This window comes from Streptomyces sp. NPDC050263, from assembly GCF_040655955.1.
In the GTDB taxonomy this organism is placed as follows: Bacteria; Actinomycetota; Actinomycetes; order Streptomycetales; family Streptomycetaceae; genus Streptomyces.
Genome location: NZ_JBFAKW010000015.1, coordinates 53,352 through 69,420 on the forward strand (window position 1 = coordinate 53,352; position 16,069 = coordinate 69,420).

Annotated in this window: 17 protein-coding genes and 1 tRNA gene; 7 read left to right on the top strand and 11 right to left on the bottom strand. The window is 71.1% G+C overall.

Going from position 1 to position 16,069, the window contains the following annotated elements; translation table 11 throughout:
* Positions 1–2: 2 nt before the first annotated feature.
* The 9 genes from AB0J04_RS09960 to AB0J04_RS10000 all read right to left on the bottom strand — a co-directional run bounded on the left by AB0J04_RS09960 (position 3) and on the right by AB0J04_RS10000 (position 5,011).
* Positions 3–458 carry a hypothetical protein gene (locus AB0J04_RS09960; protein WP_363167865.1) on the bottom strand — a complete coding sequence of 152 codons (456 nt, stop codon included), beginning with the start codon at positions 456–458 and terminating at the stop codon, positions 3–5.
* Positions 455–907, bottom strand: a complete 453-nt coding sequence (locus AB0J04_RS09965) for a hypothetical protein (protein WP_363167866.1) — start codon at positions 905–907, stop codon at positions 455–457. Before AB0J04_RS09965 ends, AB0J04_RS09960 begins: the two co-directional genes overlap by 4 nt.
* Complete coding sequence (locus AB0J04_RS09970) at positions 907–1,818, bottom strand: hypothetical protein (protein WP_363167867.1); 912 nt, start codon at positions 1,816–1,818, stop codon at positions 907–909. The genes AB0J04_RS09965 and AB0J04_RS09970 overlap by 1 nt, the downstream gene beginning before the upstream one ends.
* A complete protein-coding gene (locus AB0J04_RS09975; protein WP_363167868.1) occupies positions 1,818–2,228 on the bottom strand; it encodes a hypothetical protein in 411 nt (136 codons plus the stop codon). The genes AB0J04_RS09970 and AB0J04_RS09975 overlap by 1 nt, the downstream gene beginning before the upstream one ends.
* The gene (locus tag AB0J04_RS09980) at positions 2,228–2,839 is read right to left on the bottom strand and encodes a hypothetical protein (protein WP_363167869.1); all 612 of its coding nucleotides are present in this window, start codon (positions 2,837–2,839) and stop codon (positions 2,228–2,230) included. Before AB0J04_RS09980 ends, AB0J04_RS09975 begins: the two co-directional genes overlap by 1 nt.
* Positions 2,830–3,126, bottom strand: coding sequence for a hypothetical protein (locus AB0J04_RS09985; RefSeq protein WP_363167870.1), 297 nt, complete (start codon positions 3,124–3,126; stop codon positions 2,830–2,832). The genes AB0J04_RS09980 and AB0J04_RS09985 overlap by 10 nt, the downstream gene beginning before the upstream one ends.
* Positions 3,123–4,001 carry a hypothetical protein gene (locus tag AB0J04_RS09990; protein ID WP_363167871.1) on the bottom strand — a complete coding sequence of 293 codons (879 nt, stop codon included), beginning with the start codon at positions 3,999–4,001 and terminating at the stop codon, positions 3,123–3,125. Before AB0J04_RS09990 ends, AB0J04_RS09985 begins: the two co-directional genes overlap by 4 nt.
* The gene (locus tag AB0J04_RS09995) at positions 3,998–4,654 is read right to left on the bottom strand and encodes a hypothetical protein (RefSeq protein ID WP_363167872.1); all 657 of its coding nucleotides are present in this window, start codon (positions 4,652–4,654) and stop codon (positions 3,998–4,000) included. Before AB0J04_RS09995 ends, AB0J04_RS09990 begins: the two co-directional genes overlap by 4 nt.
* 93 nt (positions 4,655–4,747) lie before the next feature.
* The gene (locus AB0J04_RS10000; RefSeq protein WP_363167873.1) at positions 4,748–5,011 is read right to left on the bottom strand and encodes a hypothetical protein; all 264 of its coding nucleotides are present in this window, start codon (positions 5,009–5,011) and stop codon (positions 4,748–4,750) included.
* A 553-nt stretch (positions 5,012–5,564) separates the two neighbouring features.
* On the opposite strand from AB0J04_RS10000, the gene AB0J04_RS10005 reads away from it, so the two are divergent.
* Both AB0J04_RS10005 and AB0J04_RS10010 read left to right on the top strand, forming a co-directional pair.
* Positions 5,565–5,990, top strand: a complete 426-nt coding sequence (locus tag AB0J04_RS10005) for a hypothetical protein (RefSeq protein WP_363167874.1) — start codon at positions 5,565–5,567, stop codon at positions 5,988–5,990.
* Between the two features lie 143 nt (positions 5,991–6,133).
* Positions 6,134–6,394 (top strand): hypothetical protein, encoded by a 261-nt coding sequence (locus AB0J04_RS10010; protein WP_363167875.1) that lies wholly within the window; start codon positions 6,134–6,136, stop codon positions 6,392–6,394.
* Between the two features lie 16 nt (positions 6,395–6,410).
* On the opposite strand, the gene AB0J04_RS10015 is transcribed toward AB0J04_RS10010, so the two are convergent.
* Complete coding sequence (locus tag AB0J04_RS10015) at positions 6,411–7,367, bottom strand: tyrosine-type recombinase/integrase (protein WP_363167876.1); 957 nt, start codon at positions 7,365–7,367, stop codon at positions 6,411–6,413.
* A 186-nt stretch (positions 7,368–7,553) separates the two neighbouring features.
* Positions 7,554–7,626, bottom strand: a tRNA-Arg gene (locus AB0J04_RS10020).
* 321 nt (positions 7,627–7,947) lie between these two features.
* Between AB0J04_RS10020 and AB0J04_RS10025 the strand changes: the two genes are divergently transcribed.
* The 5 genes from AB0J04_RS10025 (at position 7,948) to ettA (ending at position 16,066) form a co-directional block, all read left to right on the top strand.
* On the top strand, positions 7,948–9,555 hold the full coding sequence (locus AB0J04_RS10025; RefSeq protein ID WP_363167877.1) for a dynamin family protein: 1,608 nt from the start codon (positions 7,948–7,950) through the stop codon (positions 9,553–9,555).
* Positions 9,556–9,558: 3 nt separating this feature from the next.
* Positions 9,559–11,613, top strand: coding sequence for a GTPase (locus AB0J04_RS10030; RefSeq protein ID WP_363167878.1), 2,055 nt, complete (start codon positions 9,559–9,561; stop codon positions 11,611–11,613).
* 334 nt (positions 11,614–11,947) lie between these two features.
* Positions 11,948–12,442 (top strand): single-stranded DNA-binding protein, encoded by a 495-nt coding sequence (locus tag AB0J04_RS10035; protein ID WP_363167879.1) that lies wholly within the window; start codon positions 11,948–11,950, stop codon positions 12,440–12,442.
* A 348-nt stretch (positions 12,443–12,790) separates the two neighbouring features.
* The gene (locus AB0J04_RS10040; RefSeq protein ID WP_363167880.1) at positions 12,791–14,227 is read left to right on the top strand and encodes a TQXA domain-containing protein; all 1,437 of its coding nucleotides are present in this window, start codon (positions 12,791–12,793) and stop codon (positions 14,225–14,227) included.
* 174 nt (positions 14,228–14,401) lie between these two features.
* Positions 14,402–16,066, top strand: a complete 1,665-nt coding sequence (gene ettA, locus AB0J04_RS10045; protein WP_351906380.1) for an energy-dependent translational throttle protein EttA — start codon at positions 14,402–14,404, stop codon at positions 16,064–16,066.
* Positions 16,067–16,069 lie beyond the last annotated feature (3 nt).

Here is a 16,069-nt window from a genome sequence, read left to right on the forward strand (position 1 = left end):
GCTCAGCCCCCGGCGGCCCAGGCGTCGACCGCGGCCTGCGCCTGCTCGTGGTGCCGGAAGCGCGGGCCCGGGTACGTCGGGGCGGGGCGGCCGGCCAACAACTCGCGGACGACGATGACGACTGTGCGCGGGTCCGCCCAGCGGGGCAGCGAGACGAGGAAATCCGGGGTGCGCACCAGCTCCCCGTGCTGCTTCCGGGGTGCCCACTGCCACTGTTCCGCCGGGTGCTCCCATAGCAGGACGAAGCCGTCCTCGAGCGCGTCCGTGTTCAGGCCCTCGGCGTCGCCGTCCCAGGTGAGCAGCGCGTCGAGCTGGGTGGTGAGCCCGGCGTCCGGGCCGGTCTCGTACCGGTTGGTCTCAGCGCCGGAGGTGTGCCAATCGGTCGGCGCCAGGCGGGCGTCGTCGAGGGCGTCGAGCACGGCGGTGATGTAGGTGTCGTGGGGCAGGGGCTCGTTCATGACGCTCCGTTCACGGATGCGGCGGGCAGGGCGGTGAGGGCGTCGGCCCAGGCCTGGTCGCGGATCGGAGCGGCGTGCCGCTCCCACAGCCCGGCGAGGTGGTCGATCGGTTTGGTGCGTGGGGTGCGGCCGATGGCCTGGCCGCACTGGCAGGAGCCGAGGTAGTCGGTGCCGACGGGCCGGATGATCAGGGCGTGGCCGTCCGAGGGGAGAGGGGTGAAGAGAGGAGTGAACGCCGTCCCCGTGGGGATGTCCTTCTCCTCGCGCTCCGCCCGGGCCAGGCCGGCGTCGACGGCGGAGGCGAGCAGCTCGGGGGTTGCCTGCCAGGTCGGGTCGGTGGTGCCGGAGCCCACGAACTGCACGACGGGGCCACGCAGTTCCCAGGCCAGCGGGAGCCGGACGGGTGCGGGGTGGCGGAAGACGGCGGCGATGACCTCGACGCGGTTCATCAGCTCTCACCGCCCTCGGCGACCATGGCCGCCACGTCGTCCCACTGACCGGCGACGGCTTCGAGGAGGGACTGCTCCCGCCGCATGATCCGGGTCTCCTGGTCCCACAGGTCCTCGTCGCGGAACAGCTCGATCTCGTCCTCGATGAGCCGGTCCAGCAGCGTCGGCTCAAGGGCGTCCAGCTCCCAGCTGCTGCGACCGTGCTCGCGGATGTATCCGCCAGCGCGGGAGTCGGTGAGCTTGGCCGGGTTCGGCGGCGGGTCGTACGCGAGGACCTGGTCCATGTTCAGCGCAATGCGCCGTACCTCGACGTCGGCCTCGAACAGGGCTAGGCGCTCGCGGATGTCCCGGGTCATGTCCACACCGGACGGGTCGTGGTCGCCGAGGTGGATGACCACCGGCTTCTGCCCGGAGCCCTGGTAGCCGATCATCCGCTGGGCCGCGCCCCACAGTTCGGACTGCGAGGTGTAGCCGCGGCACGAGAAATAGTCGATGTCGTGGCGCTCGCACACCCCGGCGATCACGCCGACCAGGGCGTCCTTCTCGATCCACACCTCGACGCGGTACGGCTGTGACGCCCACCGCTCAGTGCGGTATCCGGACGCGGCAGCCTGGATCACCGACCGAGGGTCGTCCCAGTGGGGCAGGCCTCGCAGGTTGCGGGTCCGGTCGACGATGTAGGACCAGTCGAGCAGGCCCGCCAGGCGCGCGTCGTTCACGACGGAGCCCAGGCGCTTGTACTCGGACAGCTTGTTGGGCAGCAGGTCGCGGGCGACGAACTGGTAGTACAACTGCCGCAGAGTGAGGTCGAAGCCCTGCGCGGCGTACGCCCTGCAGATCTCCTCGGCCTTCACGATCAGCGCCTTGCTGGCCGGGCTGAACTTCCGCTCGATGTAGGCACGGCGTGGCATCAACCCTCACCGCCCGCGGCGGCCTCGGTCTGCTGGTTGCGCCAGGCTGCGGCCTCGTCGTCGGTGAGCTTGCGCGAGCCGGTCACCCGGACCAGGACGCCGTCGACCTCGGCCTCGCAGTCACCGGACTCGTACACGTACGGTCCGCCCCGCATGTCGGGCTTCACCTCGGCACCGAGGACCAGCGCCCAGGCGCGGACGCCGTCCAGGCCGTCGGCACGCAGGTCGAGCGTCGGCGTGCAGGTCGGCGGATCCCATGTGTCGGCGTGGCTGTACGCCGAGCACGTCGCCCTGCGCACGGTCAGCTCCGGGTGTTCGGACAGCAGACGCCGCGCTACCTGTCCGGCGCGGAAAGCCCCGGACTCCAGCGCCATGACTCCGCCGAGCAGGACGTCGGTGATCTCGCGCATCAGACGGCCACCACCAGCGGGCGGCGTGCGCGGAGCTCGGCGTCGGCGATCCACGCGGCGGCCTCGGTCAGGTCGGTGAGGCCGTTGGAGGCGTGCCGCCAGCGCAGGGTGGACACCTGTTGCGCGCCGTCGGGGGCGGGGACGGCGGCGGCGATCCAGCGGCGGTTGCCTTCGGAGTCGCGGTAGGCGGTGATGATCCCGTACAGCAGGTCGGGGGTGACGGCCTGGGCCTGGCGGGTGACGAGGTACTGGTGCGGCTGTCCGCCTTCGATGGCGGGGCGGCCGGGCCACAGCCACACGCCGGCGAGCTCGGTGGGGGGCTGGCCCCATCCGGTGGCGGACGTGTGGGTGATGACCTGGACGAGGCTCTCGCCGGAGATGACGATGACGGTCGTGCAGTCCTGGCACAGCAGCCGCAGCTGCACGCGGTCGAAGACGTTGGTGTGGCCGCAGTCGGGGTGCGTGCAGGTGTGGTGCTGGTCCGCGCTGTAGGAGCCGGGGCGTACGCCCTCGGAGTGCAGGACCTGGACGTCGTCCCACACCGGTGACGGGCAGGCCGGCGCGTGGGCGAGGGGTTTCCACCCGAAGTAGGTCTCGGTGATCAGTTCCATGCGGGTCCCTTGCTGTGGCGTGCGCGTGTCGGCTGCAGGCAGGTGATGGGCTGGGTCTCGTCCACGGCCGGCGGCCCGGCGTGCCGCGGCCGGGACACGGCAGCAGGCGCGGCGGCGGGCACGGGCGCGGCGGGGAGAGCGGGCGGCTGTCCGGCCGGCGGTTCCCGGTACGGGAACTCGGGCGGGCCGTCGATGGCGAGTTTCAGCAGGCCTAAGACGACGGCGCTGGTTCCGGTTCCGATGCCCGCGCAGGTCAGCCACTGCGCGGTCGTCGCGGCCCCGGTCACGGGGTGGTGCTCGCGATCAGTCCCATGAGGCGGGCCGTGGCCTGGTCCTCGTAGAAGGGTTGGACGTCGTCGCCGCGGAGGCGGACGACCGCGCCGCCCTTGTCGCCGGCGGCGATCGCGGTGGCGCCGTCGAATGTGACCGAGCCGGGCTCGACGCCGAGCTCCCTCAGCCACCACTGCCACTCCACCGGCGAGGTGGCGCGCACGGTGACGGTGAGGGTGTGGGCGTCGCGCAGTTCGATCGAGGTGACGTCGGGCTGGCGTCGGGCCCACGCGGCGGCGGCGCCGGCCGGGGTGCCGAGGTCGACTGCCAGGCCCTGCCGGGTGTGGACGTCCGCGGAGAGGAGGGTGCCGGTGTCCTCGCCGCACACGTGGACGGCCACGCCGTCGACCTCGCCGGCCGCGTAGGCGTGCGTGCCCTGGACGGTGACCGACGCGGCGGGGATCGACAGCTCCTTCAGCCACCACCGCCAGGCGGCCGCCGTCCTCGGGCGGATCGTCAGCCCGAGGTACACGGCGTTGGGGACGTCGGTGACGACGACGTCGTGGTGACGGCGCAGCCGCTCGGCGAGGACAGCGGCGGGCGAGTCGTGGTCGACGTCGACGCTGATCCGGCGGATGCATCCGGCGTACTCGGTCGTCTCCACCCCGGCCTGCTCGTCCACCGACGCGGACGCGGCGGCGACGGCGTAGCGGATCGGCGCGTCGTCGTCGGCGTCCGCCCGGGCCTCGGCGCACAACGCCCGCACGAAGGAGCCGAGCTCGTCGGCGAGGGCCTCGATGTGGCGGGTCTCCAGGGGCAGGTCGAGCTTGGCGGTGGCGGTCTGCAGGGCGGTGTGCAGGCGGTGCGGCAGGGGCCGCGGGTCGTGGGTCACCGGCCGCCGCCGACGGCCTCGGATCCCGCGAGCGTGTGCGCCATCGCCGCGATCTCGTCGCTGGTCGCGCAGCTGCTGCACAGGTCGATGAGCTGACGGTTGGGGACCCAGGAGCAGCCGCCCTCACAGGCGGCGTCCTCGGTGCAGCCGCAGCGCACGCACCGCGGCGCGTCGTCGTCGCCGTCTTCGTCGTCCGGCGGCGGTTCTTCGCCGGCCGGGACGACGGGGGTGATGGCGGGGACCTGGGCCAGGACGCTGGCGCCGAGCGGCACCGGCTGCGCAGCAGGCGAGGCATCGGGCGTCGGGAGCGGGGCGGGCAGGCCCTCGAGCTCGGCGGCCCGGGCCTGGCTGACCAGCGCGCTGCCGCGGACCTCGATGGTCTCGACACGGGCGACGGCGTCGAGGTGTACACCGAACGTGGTCTCGGCGCGGGTGACGGGAACGTCGACGAGCGCGGCGAACTCGAAGAGGCCGGCGGCGCGGCTCTCGCGGAACTTCAGGTGGACGCGCCAGCCGGAGGGGAAGTCCTCCTCGATCTCGACCGCGAACGGCTGCTGCTCGAGGGAGGAGACGATGGATCCGGCAACGCTGTTCGCGTGCTGGAACTCGCCTCGTCTGGGCGTGGTGGTCGTGGGGGCGATAGCCTGCTCCACGTGAACCTCATTTCAGAACGGTGATGTGAGGTGATGTCTCGAGCGGGGTCGTTACGGACGGGCAAGGTCCGGGGCGGCCCCGTTTGCGTGCGGTCAGACGGCAGCTGCGCCGGCCTTCGCGCGGCGGGCCTTCGCCGCCGCCAGCGCGAGGCGCTTGAAGTGCGCGCTCTTGAGATGCGCGGCCACGCGGACGATCTGCGCTTCCGTCGCGCCCGGGTGCTTCTCCCGGGCCTCGCGCTCAAACCGGCCGTTCGCCGCGGCTCGTGCCTTCGCCGTCCTGCTCGCCGGGTCGAGCGTGTTCGCCCAACTGGCATGTGCGGCGAGGCTGGCTCGAAGTACGCGGTCCTGCGGGCTCATGGCCTTCCCTCTCTTTTTCATCTCCATCCCCGAATGGAGATGGAGTGGGCGAAAAAAGAGCCCGCCGACGGGACTGGACGGCCGCCGCGATGGCGTCGGCCTCCGGCTCCGAAACCGTGGGGCGCTCTTCCTTTACGAGCTTCTGGATTTTGCTGTACGAGACGCCAGTCGCGCTGGCCAGAGACCTGACCGAGTGGACCGTGCCCCCCTGTAGCGGGTGCTTCATCAGTCGATGCAGCAACTCGCCGTCGTGTACGCGGTATCTGTCTGCCGACACAGAACCTCCGGTATTGCCATCCCCATCCTCGAACGGGGATGAAGGAAGCTAAGCACAGCGCTCGCCGATTGTCTAGCACAGCGCTGGGCGGCTTCACTCCGTCCCTTGCGCCCCCCTACGCGTACACACGCGGGTCGTTTTTGAGCCTGTCTTGGCAGGCCAGCTACCCATTCGCGTACGCGGGTGTGGACAATGGACGCAGCGGCGCGGGGGACCCCCGCCGGGCGACGCCGACACCGTCCGGCCCTGCGCGCCGCAGACGTGGAGACCTCAGACATGAGCACTCGGGACGCCGAGACTCTGGCGCAGCTCGTCAGCGCCCGCGCGGGCAAAGGTAAGCAGGACACATTCGAGCAGCTCGCGAACCGGTCAGTCGACCCGGAGAGCGGCTATAGCCCCAGCCCGAACCTCGTATGGAAGATCGCCTCGGGGCAGGGCGTCAAGATCAATCCGCCCCTCGTTAAGGCCCTTGCTGCTGGACTCGGCCTTGCCCCGAAGCGAGTGGCTGACGCCGCCCACCGCCAGTTCATCGGCTGGTACAGCAGCAAGCCCCCGTTCGAAGTCCCCGCCGACCAAGACGACGACGTCGTGTACCGCGTCGCCGCGGCCGTGGGCGTCACGGACGAGGACATGCCGGCCGTGAAGGCCTTCTATGAGGAGCTGTGCAGGCAGCAGGCCGAAGGCGGCCAGGCGTCGAACTGAACTTCTCCATGCACAGAACGTTTCAGCTTCACCCCTTTGGGTGACCACCTATTTACGGCCACTCGGCGTAGAGTGATCAAACCTCGCGCGCTTCGTACGTGTGTGCGATTCATGTTGCCTGCGCACACGGGAATGGGGGTCGAGTGGCAGAGCCGCCGAAGGTGTTCGTGCACGCTGTCGATCTACAAGGGGAGACGCCCGTCGCCGTCCGCGACGGCCTACGACAGTACGACCTGGCGATCGACTTCTCCTGGCCTCCGGAGGCGATCGTCGCCAGTCTTCAGCAGTTGTTCACGGACGGCGTCGAAAGTGGCCGCTGGTCCCGCAACGACATGCGAGACCACTCCGGCGCGAGCGAGGAGCCGAACGAGGCCGCCCCCCATCCGGCGAGCGACCTCGACTGAGCGAGCGACCCGGCGGCTACAACCGGTCGCCGGGGCTCAGATCCCGGTGGATCTTCAGCGCGCGTTCCGTGCCTGCCGATGCGCCGTACCGCGAGAGCATCTGCCGGGACCGCCATCCCATGATCCTCATCAGTGCATCGTCGCCTCCGCCGTTCACCTGCCACAGGTGCGCGAACGTGTGCCGGAACTGGTGCGGGTGGATGTGAGGGATGCCGGCCTCCCGGCAGCGGTTCTCGATCATCGTCCCCACCCCCCACACCGTCATGGCCTCGCGCCGCTTCACGCTGAACCACAGCGGGTCCGACGGGACCAGCCCGCGGCCGAGATACTTCCCCGCCGCCCGCAGGTACCGGTCCATCGCCACGGCCGTCGCGCGACCGAACGGAGCCGGCCTCTCGCGGCCGCCCTTGCCGAGAACGTGGAGCACCATCAGGTCCAGGTCCAGCTTCTCCTGCCTGCGTACCGTCAGCTCGCTGAGGCGGGCCCCGGTGTCGAGGAACATCATGATGATGGCCGTGTCCCGACGGTCCTTGTACTCCTTGCCCTTGCAGGCTCCGAGCAGCTTTTTCAGGGAGTCGTCAGAGACGACGGGCACCTGCACCTCGGGCACCGCCGGCGGCTTCATCGTGCGCATCGGGGAACGGTCCATCTCCTCCTCGTCGACCGCCCAGTTGAAGAACGTCTTCAGCGAGCGGAAGTGCTGGTGAGCGTTGCCCGGCGAGGTGCGCTCGACCAAGTCCCCGATGTACACCTCGATGTGCTCTCGGTGGATTCCGTGCACCCCCTCCAAGGCGGTCGGCGCGGGCCGGTGTTCGCTGTCCGCCGGGTCGTAGGCGAGCAGGAAGTCGCGTAGCCCGGCTGCCGCGCGCGAGTAGATCCGCTGCGTGTTCGCGGAGAGGTTCCGGGCGCGCAGCGATCGGATCCATGACGTCGTCAGTGGCGCGATGTCGTAGGGGGGCTGGTCGTGGGTCACGCCTCACCGTCCTCATTCGGGTACGCGAATGCCTGCCGCCTCTCGGTGCGCGGAGAGGGGCTCCGAGGGGGGTGAGGCTGACGCTACGCCGAATCGCGCAAGGTGCAAGGCGCTTGGCTAAATACCGCTGTGCGGCTTGGGCATGAAAAAGCCCCTAACCCGTTTCTGCTGGTCAGAGGTTGTTTGCGCCCCCGGCAGGACTCGAACCTGCGGCCAAGCGCTTAGAAGGCGCCTGCTCTATCCACTGAGCTACGGGGGCCGGGTGTGGTGGCCTCGTACGTGCTGCCCGGGTGTGGGCTGATCCGTGACGTTGCCGGGGACAAGGATAGGGCTCCCGGTTCCTTGTCCTGGTTGCTTCCCCTCCGTGGCTCAATGTGGAGGTTCGGTGAAGCGGTCCTGATAATCGCAGGCAGGTGCGAATCGTGCATCGCTTTTGCCCTCCAGGGCTACGGGTGTTGTGCACTCGTTATGCCTGGGCTGTGCCTCTGTCCCAGTCGCGCCTTCCGTCCCTTGTGTCCTATCGGCGCGCAGACATGCCTATATGCTTCATAAATCCCCTAAAATTGGGCATTCTTCGCGTGTGGTGACCTTGGACGTACGGCCTCAGCTGCTCGACGCACTCTCCGCCCTGCGCGACCGTGTCGCCGCCGCGCGCTTTCCGCTCCCGCTGGCGGGGGCTCCACGCGCGCGTGCCAACCGCGACGAACTGCTCGCCCAGCTCGACGACTACCTGGTTCCCCGGCTCAGGCAGCCCGAAGCGCCGCTTCTGGTCGTCGTGGGCGGGTCCACCGGCGCCGGCAAGTCGACGCTCGTCAACTCCCTGGTGGGGCGGCGCGTCAGCGAGGCGGGTGTGTTGCGGCCCACGACACGGACTCCGGTGCTCGTGTGCCACCCGGAGGACCATCACTGGTTCAGCGGCATGCGGGTGCTGCCCGGCCTCACCCGCGTGTGGGCGCCCCATCAGGAGTCGGCGGACGACCTGTTGCTCCCCGGCGAGGCCGGCAGACGGGTGCTGCGGATCGAGACCGCCGACACCCTCCCGCCCGGCCTCGCCCTTCTCGACGCGCCCGACATCGACTCCCTCGTCGCCGACAACCGTGTTCTCGCCGCCGAACTGATCTGCGCCGCCGACGTCTGGGTGATGGTCACGACGGCCGCCCGCTACGCCGACGCCGTGCCCTGGCATCTGCTGCGCACCGCCAAGGAGTACGACGCCATGCTCGTGACCGTCCTCGACCGGGTGCCCCACCAGGTCGTCTCCGAGGTGTCCCGGCAGTACGGCGCCCTGCTCACCAAGGCCGGGCTGGGCGACGTACCGCGCTTCACCGTGCCCGAACTGCCCGAGTCCGCCTGGGGCGGCGGGCTCCTCCCGGCCAGCGCCGTCGCGCCGCTGCGGACCTGGCTGGTCCATCACACCCAGGACTCCGGCGCCCGCCGCCACGCGCTGGCCCGCACCGCCCACGGCGTCCTCGCCTCGCTCAAGGCCCGGATGCCCGAACTGGCCGGCGCCGCCGCCGCGCAGTACGCGGCCGCGCTGCGGCTCACCTCGGCCGTCGACGGGGCCTACGACAGCGAGCACACGCGCGTGCGGGGCCGTCTGCAGAGCGGCGCGGTGCTCGCCGGCGACGCGCTCAAGCGCTGGCGGTCCTTCCCGCTGGACTGCACCGCCGGCGAACTCCTGGACGCCCTGGTGGAGAGCCTCGGCGCGCTCCTGCTGTGCGCCGTCACCGCCGCCGACGAGCGCATCGACGAGGCCTGGCGGCGCGAACCGGCGGCGAGCGCACCGACGCTGACGGAACGGGACGCTTCGCAGGAGAACGCCGAACACCGGATCGGCCTGGCGGTACGACGGTGGCGGCGCGAGCTCGAGGAGTACGCCGAGGACGAGGTACGCGGCCTGGAGCGCGCTCTCGCGCCCGATCCGGACGCGGTCGCCGCCCTCGTCGCCACCGCACTGTTGGGCGGCCGCAGGGCGCGTTCCGCGGGCGAGGGGCTGGCCGAACGGATCGGCGCCCACGGCGCGCTGCGGCTGCGCGACCGGGCCGGCCGGCTGCTCACCGAGCACCTCGACCGCGTGATGCACGCGGAACGCGAGCGCCGCCTCGCCCCGCTCGACGCACTCGAGGTCCACCCCGAACCCCAGGCCGAACTCATCGCCGCGCTGTCCGTACTTCAGAAGGAGAGGTGACCGGTGACCGCCGTCACTGACCAGGACCACACGGACCACACGGACCACACGGACCACACGGACCACGTGGAGCACACAGGCCACATGGGCCACACCGATGACACGGGCGACAGCAGTCCGGGGGAGAGTGACGGCGCGGGGAACGAGGAGTCGAACCAGGAAGGCGGGAAGCAGGCGCAGGACGGTACAGGCGCAGATCCTGAGGAGGGCGGCGCGGAGGAGAAGCACGCGCGCGTGCCCGACGCCGACGTCTCTTCGCGCACAGACGAGCGCGCGGACACGCGTCCGGACACGCGCGCGGACACGCGTCCGGACACGCGCGCGTACGCTCGTCCGGACTCCGCCGGAGCCTGGGACGACGGTCTCATCGCCCGTCGCGTGAGCGAGGCCTCCGCCGCCGAGCAGGCCGCCGTCATGGAGAAGCGGGCCGGCGGCAGCGGCGCCGCCCCCCTGCCCACGACCCCGCTCGCCTACGACGGAGCCCTGCGCTCCCGCCTCGACGCGCTGCGCGAACTCGTGGGGCTCTCCCGCACCCGCCTCGACAGCCGGACGCTCGCCCAGGCCGGCCGGGTCCTCGACGAGGCGGCGGCCCGGCGCAGGCTCTCCGGGCAGCACACCGTCGTCGCCATCGCGGGCGCCACCGGAAGCGGCAAGTCCCAGCTGTTCAACGCCCTCGCCGGAGTGACCATCTCGGAGACGGGCGTCCGCCGGCCGACCACCTCGGCGCCCATCGTGTGCAGCTGGAGCGACGGCGCGTCGAACCTCATCGACCGGCTCGGCATCCCGGGCCGGCTGCGCAGACGGCCGGTGCAGAGCGCGGACGCGGAGGCGCAGTTGCGCGGGCTCGTCCTCGTCGACCTGCCCGACCACGACTCGGCGGCCGTGCAGCACCGCGAGCAGGTCGACCGCGTCCTGGGACTCGTCGACGCCGTCATCTGGGTCGTCGATCCGGAGAAGTACGCCGACGCCGTCCTCCACGAGCGCTATCTGCGGCCGATGGCGGGCCACGCGGAGGTCATGTTCGTCGTCCTCAACCAGGTCGACCGGCTGCCCGGCGAGGCCGCCGAACTGGTCCTCGACGACCTGCGGCGGCTGCTCGACGAGGACGGCGTCGCGCTCGGCGAGTACGGCGAGCCGGGCGCCACCGTGCTCGCCCTGTCCGCGCTCACCGGGGACGGCATCGGGGAACTGCGCGAGCTGCTCGGGCAGTTCGTCGCGGAGCGCGGCGCCGCGGCCCGGCGGGTCTCCGCCGACCTGGACGCCGCCGCGTGGCGGCTGCGGTCCGTCTACGCCACCGGGCGGCGCACCGGGCTCAGCGAGGAGGCGCGGGACGAGTTCGCCGCGCTGCTCGCGGACGCCGTGGGCGCCGTCGCGGCGGGCGAGGCCGCCGAACGCGCCTGGCTGCGCAACGCGGGGCGTGCGTGCGGGACGCCGTGGCTGCGGCTGTGGCGGTGGCACCAGGAGCGGCGGGACCCTCCCACCGGACGGCTCCCGGTCCGCGCCCAGGCCGACGAGGAGGCCACGGCACGGCAACGCGTCGAGCAGGCGGTGCGCACGGTGTCCGAGCGGGCCTCGGCGGGGCTGCCCACGCCGTGGGCGCAGGCCGTGCGGGAGGCGGCCGTACGAGGTGCGCAGGGGCTGCCCGAGGCGCTGGACGAGCTGGCGGCGCGCGCCGGACTGCCGCCGGGGCGACCGCCGCGGCCGGGCTGGTGGCCGGTGGCCGTCCTGGCGCAGGCGTCCATGACCCTCCTCCAGGTCGTCGGGGGGCTGTGGCTGGTCGGTCAGATCGTCGGGGTCATGGCGCCGAACCTGGGGGTGCCGGTGCTGCTGATGGTGGTCGGCATCATCGGCGGCCCGCTGGTCGAGTGGAGCTGCCGGCTGGCGGCCCGGGGACCGGCTCGGCGGTACGGACAGGACGCGGAGCGCCGGTTGCGGGAGGCGGCGGCCGGGTGTGGCCGGGCACGCGTGCTGGATCCCGTGGCCGCGGAACTGCTGCGGTACCGGGAGGTCCGGGAGCAGTACGCGCGGGTCACGGGTGTGGGGGCCGGCGTGCGGTGAGGGAGGTGCGGGGGGTGTGGGCTGTGCGGACGGTGGGGGCCGTGTGGACGGTGTGGGCCGTGCGGGCTCGGGTGATCACGGGGAGCGGGGTGTAGGTCACTCGTCCGGGTGGTGGAGTTTTCCACAGGCGGACGGTGATCCACAGCGCTCGGCGGGCCCGGCCCGACGGAGGCAGTCTGGCTCTGCGGCGATCGCGACGGACGCGGTCGCCGCGAGGGCGGTGACGGTACGCGGTGCACGCGGCGGCCGTGACCGCCGAGGCGGACGCAACCGTACGGGAGGGGCCCGTACGCGTATCCGGGCGGCGCGGCCGTCCGGCGAGGAGGGGTTTCGAGTGAACGACACGATCATCTGCGCGGTGGGCAACGTGGCGACGCAACCGGTCTACCGGGACCTGGCGGCGGGCGGGTCGGCGAGGTTCCGGCTGGCGGTGACCTCGCGCTACTGGGACCGCGACAAGAGCACCTGGACGGACGGGCACACCAACTTCTTCACCGTGTGGGCCAACCGGCAGCTGGCCACGAACGCGACGGCCTCGCTGAACGTCGGCGACCCGGTGATCGTCCAGGGCAGGCTGAAGGTGCGCACGGAGCTGCGCGACGGACAGCAGGGCCGGACGTCGGCGGACATCGACGCGGTGGCGATCGGCCACGACATCTCGCGGGGCACGTCGGCGTTCCGGCGCTCGGGCCGCCCCGAGCCGACGGCCGCCGGAACGCCCGCGCAGCCCGAACCCGACTGGGAGACACCGGCCGCGGATTCCCCGGCCGACGCCGCGCGGCCGGAGCCCGACACTGCGCACCGACGCGAGCCGGTGGCGGTGAGCTGAGCCGAGCTCAGTCGGGTTGAGCTGAGGGGCAGGTGCTGACGGGCAGGTGCTCAGGGGCGGGGGACGGGGCGGCGGTGACGGAGCGTCAACTGCCGTAACCGTGCCCCGGGGCCGAACTGCGGCTTATCGGCGAATGCGTTCCAAGCAGCCGAATGGATTTGTCGATAAGCCGGGCTCGTGGACGATCTTGGGGATAACGATTCCGAGTCGGATCGGCGATCCGATGAGATGACCGGTAAGCGTGGTGCGCGGCGTCTCTAGGATGCCGGACGTGGCTCACGGGGCTTCTGATTCTGCTGGTGGGACCGTACCCCCCACATCAACGGGTCCTGCTCGAAGGGGAATTGCGTGATTTCTTCGTTCTCCGCGCCGTTCGTGCGTGGACGGGGTGCGGTCCGCCTCACGGTGGCGACGCTGGTGTCCGGCTTCGTCGCCGTGACCGTCGGAGTGCTCGCGGGCGCCGGTCCGGCCGCGGCCGCCGAGATGGCACAGAGTCAGGGCGGGGCCACCGCGACCATAGGCGGCCTCAAGACCTTCGGCGCCGCAGTGATCCACGCCGCGGGCGGGGACCAGGAGGTCTCGGCCGGCCTGTTCGAGATGTCCGTCGAAGGCGGCGGCACCCTTCAGACCTACTGCGTCGACCTCTACAACCCCACGCAGAAGGACGCCCGTTACCACGAGACGCCGTGGAGCGGCACCTCGCTCGGCGCCAACCGGGACGCGGGCCGGATCCGCTGGATCCTGCAGAACTCCTACCCCCAGGTCAACAACCTCGCCTCGCTCGCGGACAAGGCGGGCATCGACGGCGGTCTCACCGAGCAGGACGCGGCCGCCGGCACCCAGGTCGCCATCTGGCGCTACTCGGACGGCGCGGCCGTCGACGCCGTCGACCCGCAGGCCGAACGGCTCGCGGACTACCTCCAGAAGGCCGCCCGCGCCCTGGCCGAGCCCACGGCCTCGCTCACCCTCGACGCACCCGCCGTCTCCGGCCACCCCGGCGAACTGCTCGGCCCGGTGACGGTGCACACCAACGCGAGCGGCGTGACGGTGACGCCCCCGCGGGACGCCGCCACCAGCGGCGTACGGATCGTCGGGAAGGACGGCAAGGAGGTCACGTCGGTGACGAACGGCAGCCAGCTGTTCTTCGACGTGCCCCTCGACGCGGCGGACGGCTCGGCCGAGCTGACCGTCCAGGCCTCGACCACCGTCCCGGTCGGCCGCGCCTTCACCTCCGAGAGCCGCAGCCAGACCCAGATCCTGGCCGGCTCCAGCGAGTCGACGGTGTCGGCGACGGCGAGCGCGACCTGGGCGAAGCAGGGCGCGATTCCGGCACTGTCGGCGGCGAAGAACTGCGCGAAGACGGGCGTGGACATCACCGCCACCAACCAGGGCGACGCGGCTTTCGTCTTCGAACTGATGGGCACGGAGCACGCCGTCCCCGCGGGCGCGTCCCAGACGGTGACGGTCCCGCTCCAGGAGGACCAGGCCTACGACTTCACGATCAACGGGCCGCAGGGCGTCGAGAACCGCTTCACCGGCGTCCTGGACTGCCGGACCCAGGCCGACGAGACCGCCGACCTGACCACCCAGACCCTCAGCCAACCGAGCCCGGCCACGGTGGGCGGCACCTCGGTCACGAACGACACCAACCTCGCCGCGACAGGCGGCACCAGCGTGACCCCCCTCATCGCGGGCACGGCCATCGGCCTGGTGGTCATCGGCGGCGCGGCGCTGATCCTGATCGGCCGCAAGGAGAACAGCACGAACCAGTCCCGTCAGCTGTAGCTCCGGCGGCACGCGTCGGAAACCGACTGTCGGCGACGGACCACCCCCAGCCGTCACCCCCGAACCCCCAGGTCAGCCACTCCCGACCATATGGGTTACCACCCGGGGGTGGACCTCAGGCAAGATGGGGTGTATCTGCCCACTGCCTGATTTCAAGCTGCCGGACGGTTTCTCTTGGCTGAGTACATCTACACCATGCGCAAGACGCGCAAGGCGCACGGCGACAAGGTCATCCTTGACGACGTGACGCTGAGCTTCCTCCCCGGCGCGAAGATCGGTGTGGTCGGGCCGAACGGTGCTGGTAAGTCCACCGTTCTGAAGATCATGGCGGGGCTGGAGCACCCCTCCAACGGTGATGCCTTCCTGTCGCCGGGCTACTCCGTCGGCATGCTGCTCCAGGAGCCGCCGCTCGACGAGGCCAAGACGGTCCTGGAGAACGTGCAGGACGGCGCCGCCGAGATCATGGGCAAGCTCAAGCGCTTCAACGAGGTCGCCGAGCTGATGGCGACCGACTACTCGGACGCGCTGCTCGACGAGATGGGCAAGCTGCAGGAGGACCTGGACCACGCCAACGCGTGGGACCTGGACACCCAGCTCGAGCAGGCCATGGACGCCTTGGGCTGCCCGCCCGGCGACTGGCCCGTCACCAACCTCTCCGGTGGTGAGCGCCGCCGGGTCGCGCTCTGCAAGCTGCTGCTCGAGGCCCCCGACCTGTTGCTGCTCGACGAGCCCACCAACCACCTGGACGCCGAGTCCGTCCAGTGGCTGGAGCAGCACCTCGCCAAGTACCCCGGCACCGTCGTCGCCGTCACCCACGACCGGTACTTCCTGGACAACGTCGCCGAGTGGATCCTGGAGCTCGACCGCGGTCGGGCCCACCCCTACGAGGGCAACTACTCCACCTACCTCGAGACCAAGGCGACCCGCCTCAAGGTCGAGGGGCAGAAGGACGCCAAGCGCGCCAAGCGGCTCAAGGAGGAGCTCGACTGGGTGCGGTCCAACGCCAAGGGGCGGCAGGCCAAGTCCAAGGCCCGTCTCGCGCGGTACGAGGAGATGGCGGCCGAGGCCGACAAGATGCGGAAGCTGGACTTCGAGGAGATCCAGATCCCGCCGGGTCCGCGGCTCGGTTCCATCGTCGTCGAGGTCAACAACCTCTCCAAGGCCTTCGGGGAGAAGGTGCTCATCGACGATCTCTCCTTCACGCTGCCGCGTAACGGGATCGTCGGCGTCATCGGCCCCAACGGCGCCGGCAAGACCACGCTCTTCAAGATGATCCAGGGGCTCGAGACCCCGGACTCCGGCAGCATCAAGGTCGGCGAGACCGTCAAGATCTCGTACGTCGACCAGAGCCGCGAGAACATCGACCCCAAGAAGTCGCTGTGGGCCGTCGTGAGCGACGAGCTCGACTACATCAATGTCGGCCAGGTCGAGATGCCGAGCCGCGCCTACGTCTCCGCCTTCGGGTTCAAGGGGCCGGACCAGCAGAAGCCCGCCGGTGTGCTCTCCGGTGGTGAGCGCAACCGTCTGAACCTCGCGCTCACCCTCAAGCAGGGCGGCAACCTGCTCCTCCTCGACGAGCCGACGAACGACCTCGACGTCGAGACCCTCAGCTCCCTCGAGAACGCTCTGCTCGAGTTCCCGGGTGCGGCCGTGGTCGTCTCCCACGACCGGTGGTTCCTGGACCGAGTGGCCACGCACATCCTCGCCTACGAGGGTGACTCCAAGTGGTTCTGGTTCGAGGGCAACTTCGAGTCGTACGAGAAGAACAAGATCGAGCGTCTCGGTGCGGACGCAGCTCGTCCGCACCGCGCCACCTACAAGAAGCTGACCCGGGGCTGATCG